Origin of the sequence: Bradyrhizobium sp. th-b2, from assembly GCF_000426785.1 — a bacterium.
GTDB lineage: Bacteria > Pseudomonadota > Alphaproteobacteria > Rhizobiales > Xanthobacteraceae > Bradyrhizobium > Bradyrhizobium septentrionale.
In genome coordinates this window covers 1-4,515 of sequence record NZ_AUGA01000178.1, presented here as the reverse complement: position 1 = coordinate 4,515, position 4,515 = coordinate 1, and the positions used below count along the sequence as shown (strand labels likewise).

The 4,515-nt window shown below is 57.6% G+C and carries 3 protein-coding genes; all 3 read left to right on the top strand.

All coding sequences use genetic code 11. The annotated features are described in order from the left end of the window. The first annotated feature begins 272 nt into the window (after positions 1 to 272). The 3 genes from K359_RS0147125 to K359_RS62775 all read left to right on the top strand — a co-directional run bounded on the left by K359_RS0147125 (position 273) and on the right by K359_RS62775 (position 3,407). The gene (locus K359_RS0147125; RefSeq protein ID WP_029085163.1) at positions 273 to 557 is read left to right on the top strand and encodes a hypothetical protein; all 285 of its coding nucleotides are present in this window, start codon (positions 273 to 275) and stop codon (positions 555 to 557) included. 393 nt (positions 558 to 950) lie between these two features. Then, positions 951 to 1,124, top strand: a complete 174-nt coding sequence (locus tag K359_RS0147120; protein ID WP_175619680.1) for a DUF3892 domain-containing protein — start codon at positions 951 to 953, stop codon at positions 1,122 to 1,124. A 2,025-nt stretch (positions 1,125 to 3,149) separates the two neighbouring features. Then, on the top strand, positions 3,150 to 3,407 hold the full coding sequence (locus tag K359_RS62775) for a hypothetical protein (protein ID WP_156929117.1): 258 nt from the start codon (positions 3,150 to 3,152) through the stop codon (positions 3,405 to 3,407). Positions 3,408 to 4,515 lie beyond the last annotated feature (1,108 nt).

The window sequence follows — 4,515 nt, the reverse complement described above, 5'->3', positions numbered from 1 at the left end:
CTCAGTTACAAAAAAGACGCTGATTGCCGCCGAGCAGGATCGTCCCGATGTCACCCGTCGGCGGGCGCAGTGGACCAAGTATCGGGATCGGATCGCCACACATGGATAGCCCCTTTTAAATGGCGTGAGCCGTCGCGTCGGTTGTCATCCCGCCCCCGCGCGATAGAGCCCTGCTTGTCCCTCTGACTTGAAGGATGGAGGGGCATGTGCCTGGTGTCTACCGCGATCCGGTCAGCCGGCTGCCCCCCTAGAGTAGGTAGGAGCCCGATCCAATGTTGATGCTGTACCGTCAAACGTCGTTAGCCTTTCGGGCTGGACTCCGTGGAGCATCAGGATCTGACGATGTCTATGAGACTGCCAACTTGCGCGCCGAAGTTAAGAAGCGCATTGCCCAGATCGAAAGTATGACGCTAGTCCAGATTCAATGGTTCATGATGGATTGTATGTCCGAGCGGTCTGCTGGCAGGATGAAGGCATGTGAGGGCAATGCTCGCCACGCGCTGAACAAACGGGTCAGCATTCTCGGACGAGACCTTGTCGCGACGCGGGAGAGCTAAGCGCAGTGAGAAGGCCGCGATCCCGAAGCCGGGTCGCCAAGCTTGTACGCCTAAAGAAAGAACTCGCGGCATGAAGTTTGCACACAAACACAGGAGCGGTACCCGCTCGCGTCAAGGACAAGAGGAGCGTGGCATGTTCGAACGATCACACTTTCGGTCTTATTCAACCTCGTCCCGCATTTGTATTGGCCTTGCGGTCTTAAGCGCCGTCCTGCTGGTCGGGATAATAATGCACTACGTCGCGCCGTAAGGCCGCTCCCCAGTATTGGGGTATCCTCGCTTGGTTGATTGGGGATTTGCTGGATGCCGTTCTGCCGCTGGAGACGAATAGGAGTGAGCCATGACTAGCCGCATTGCGTATTCAAGCAGTCGGTGGTTCAGGATGGCAAGAACTTGGAAGAAACAGCCATTGCAAACGTCAGACGCGACAAAAGCGCTTATGAGGTCACTGAGCAGGGCAAGACGGTCAAGGTGATCGTCGAAGAACACGATGGTCGCCAGTACCTCAAGACCGAGAACGATCGTTTTCTTCCCGACAGTCTTCTGAGTCTTCAGGATTGCTCGTGACCGGCGTGTCGTAATGTGACTTGAAGTCGTGGTCACACGGGGGCGGCGGTCCGGACCGTTGGCAAGCCTTGAAGTGAGTCACAGAACCGACATCGGTCGCGCTGTATACGTTTGCCACTGCAATCTTTTGCCGCGCTCATGAAGCCGCGCGCACGACGCCAGCGAAGGCGCTGGGTGTGGCGGACAAAGGCGTGGACATTGCGCAGCTTGTGGACGTTGCTCTCGCTGTGGCGCCTGCGCGGCTCACCGCACCGACATCGCCCCGGATCGGCGCTGGAAGTTCAGGGTAATTGACGGCGGAAAGAGCCAAGGTTGTGTCGGGGCCGGTTGACTCGGAACAGGCGAATCATCCAACATTCCCGATGGTGTGCAGATTCGCGCACCTACGGAAATACCGGGGTCTGGACACCCCGGCTTCCGTGATCCGCAACCAGCTTTCGGGGACTCGCTGCGGAAGTTGTTCACAAGCGGCACGTTGCCGACCACAAGACTCTCCTGTCAAGAGTCCCTGAGGCCTTTTCTAAGAAAGGCCTTCAAATATGAAGACTAATAGTGGCGGAGACTTCGCCGCCGTCATCCCCAGCTGCACCACCCCCAAGCGACGCCGCCGTCCCCGCAGAGAAGCAGTAATCAGCATTGTTCGGCCGACCTGTCGAGATCAGGCTGTCGGCTTTAGGTCTTCCGCATTGGAAGGCCTACGACCATACGTGAAAGAAATGAAGATAACTGACCTTCGAGAGCTCGAAGAAATGGCAGTGAAGCTAGAAGCCGCTCGCAAGCTTCCGCATGCGGCTCGGTCGTGACGATCTCCTGCGAGACGCTGATTTGGCGGTGTAACTTCCAGAGGAGAAGTTACACCAATGGCATCTCGCGAATTTTCGTGCACAGTTAATCGCCTGCCTCCCAAGCAAATCGTTCAAGGTGAAGAAGTAGATTGGATACGATCAGGACCGCGACAGGATGGCTGCAATTGCCGCACTGGCTCATTCTCGTAGGGGCCGTGCTGGTAGTCGTCGGCCTCATTGGCCTTGTGATCAGCCGCCGACACCAGGCGAAGGGCCAGGACGAACCGGCCACGGAGCCGCGTCTCGAGCCAAACCCCCAGTTGCCAACTCTGCCGGATCTTCTTGGCTCACGGCCACGAAAGCATCGGGAGAAGATCACCAAGCCGTTGTGATCCGAAGACTCGATCTATTTCGAGAGGTAAGCGTGACGCGGCCTTTCGGCAAAAACTGCGGCTTGAGGGGCCGGCCGCCTCGAACGAGGTTAGGTAAGCCCCGATTGCCAGGCTAGCCTTGAAGCGCGGCAAGTCGGTGGACTTTATAGCGTATTGGCAACGGCATCTCGGCGGTTAAGCGCGCCCCGAATTTTGCCGGCGTTGAATGGGCGTCAAGTTCTCTTTTTCTTTATGTTTGCGAGCAAAAAAACGCTCCGCAATAGCTCTCCCCTCAGCCAAGTGACAATCCCTCCCGGACGGTTGTACTTCCTAATATCCACAATCTTGGCATCGGTCCCTCGGAACGTAATGCCAGTATGGCTTCGTGACCAAAGCTCGGAATTTATCTGATGGTACCACGCAGCAAAATGGCTCGTATAGATCCATATAGCCAGCCGTTCTGCGGCAGAAAGCCCTTGGCTATCAACACCATCGATCAACTTGCTGCGAAAAAGTGACTGCCTTCCTAAGAAATGGCGCGCATCGCATTCGGAACTCCGTCAAGACCTGAACAACAGCAGCGGACTCGGGAATTCACGCTAGCCAAACAACAGGGCCAAAGCTAGTTAAACGAAAGCCATGGACCTCTTCCTCCGCCGTCGCGCCGGATCAGGCTCGCGACCGAGCGAAGCCCGGCGTTTCGGACCTCTGGCTTGAAGGATGGAGGAGCATGCGCCTGGTGCCGACCGCGATCCGGTCGGCCGGCTGCCCCCTAGAGTAGGTAGGAGCCCGATCCAATGTTGATGCAGTAACGTCAGCCGCCGTTAGCCTTTCGGGACGGACTCCCGTGGAGCATCAGGAATCTATCGATGTCTGAAAAGACTACTACTAACTTGCGCGCCGCAGTTAAGAGGCGCATTGCCCAGATCGAAGGTATGACACTAGTCGAGATTCAACGGGTCATGATGGATTGTATGTCCGAGCGGTCTGCTGGCAGGATGACGGCATGTGAGGGCAATGCGTTGCGCCGCGCGCTGAACAAACGGGTCAGCATTCTCGGACAAGACCTGTCGCGTAAGGGTTTGCGAGCTGCAGGCAAAGCGCCGCCAACCTGCGGGAAAGAATAGGAGTGATTCATGACTCGCGCTGTGTACGTCTGCTACTACAATCTTTTGCCGCGCTCAATGAAGCCCCGCGCACGACGCCAGCGAAGGCGCCGGGCGTGGCGTGCGCTGCCCACGGAGACGCCCGCGGATCGGCGTCGGAAGTTCGTAGTAATACAGGGCGGCCGAGGCTAGGTTTTCGTCTTGGGTTTAGGCTGAATAGCAGGACCTAATAGCGTCTTATGATAATCGCTAACGTCGGCGCCTCGATCAATGGGATTATCGCCTAAAAAATAGCGGCCCTCTTGGTCTAAGACTGCCGCCAAATATCTATCTTCCGAGTGCCAAAATTTTGAGTTTTGCCTTCCGACGGTTGGAAAGGCCGCCCCGGCTGGCCCCGAGTGGTTCCAGGAGATCAAGTATGTATGACGGCTACCGTCTGCGCCTCGATCGTGCCGTTGCCCACATTGGATTAATGTCACGGAGTTTGAGTAACCGGCCCGCAATTGCCATGACGTCTCTCGACAGCGTCCTACCCTAGACTAGGCTCATTCTATGATCGCGCCACCTCGCCAGCATCAACTTGCATATGTCACGATAGTCGTCGTCGCCACCATCGTTGGTGTGTGGCTCGTCGCAGACGCAGTGTCATGGGCGATCGGACGCCAAGCGTCTACGATTTGCCAAGCTCCTGTCGCGCGTCCAGCACGCCCGACCGGTCAAAATTAGCCGTAGACCGGCCGCGTTGCCCTGTACCTGCGCGCCGCGGGAGCTCCCCGCGCAGCGTTCTGAGCCAGACCGACCATCGAGATTGCCAGGTCCTCTCGACGAAGCCTCCGCCGCGCACCGGGGTGCGCACCGTGATGGATTTCGGCGGTGGCCCCTGAACTGCCCCCGTTTTGACCGGACACCGGCGTTAGCCGGAGGAGCTAGGCCTAGTCCTAGGCATACGCCTATGTCCGAGACGTTTTCGAAGTTTCAAGTCATCATCGGCGTTGCCCGCCGGCATCGGTTCACGACGGAACAGAAGCTCTTGGGTAAGCGGCAAGCTGAGGCCGTTCACGCGGCGTGGTTCCATGGCATAAGCGCCTCGATCTGGCTGCTCGGCCAGCCGTTGGCGATGCGCTGAAGC

What these genes read in the sequence shown, in the direction of transcription:
- K359_RS0147125 (WP_029085163.1), top strand. Translation starts at nt 273, where the DNA reads ATGTTGATGCTGTACCGTCAAACGTCGTTAGCCTTTCGGGCTGGACTC.
- K359_RS62775 (WP_156929117.1), top strand. Translation starts at nt 3,150, where the DNA reads ATGTCTGAAAAGACTACTACTAACTTGCGCGCCGCAGTTAAGAGGCGC.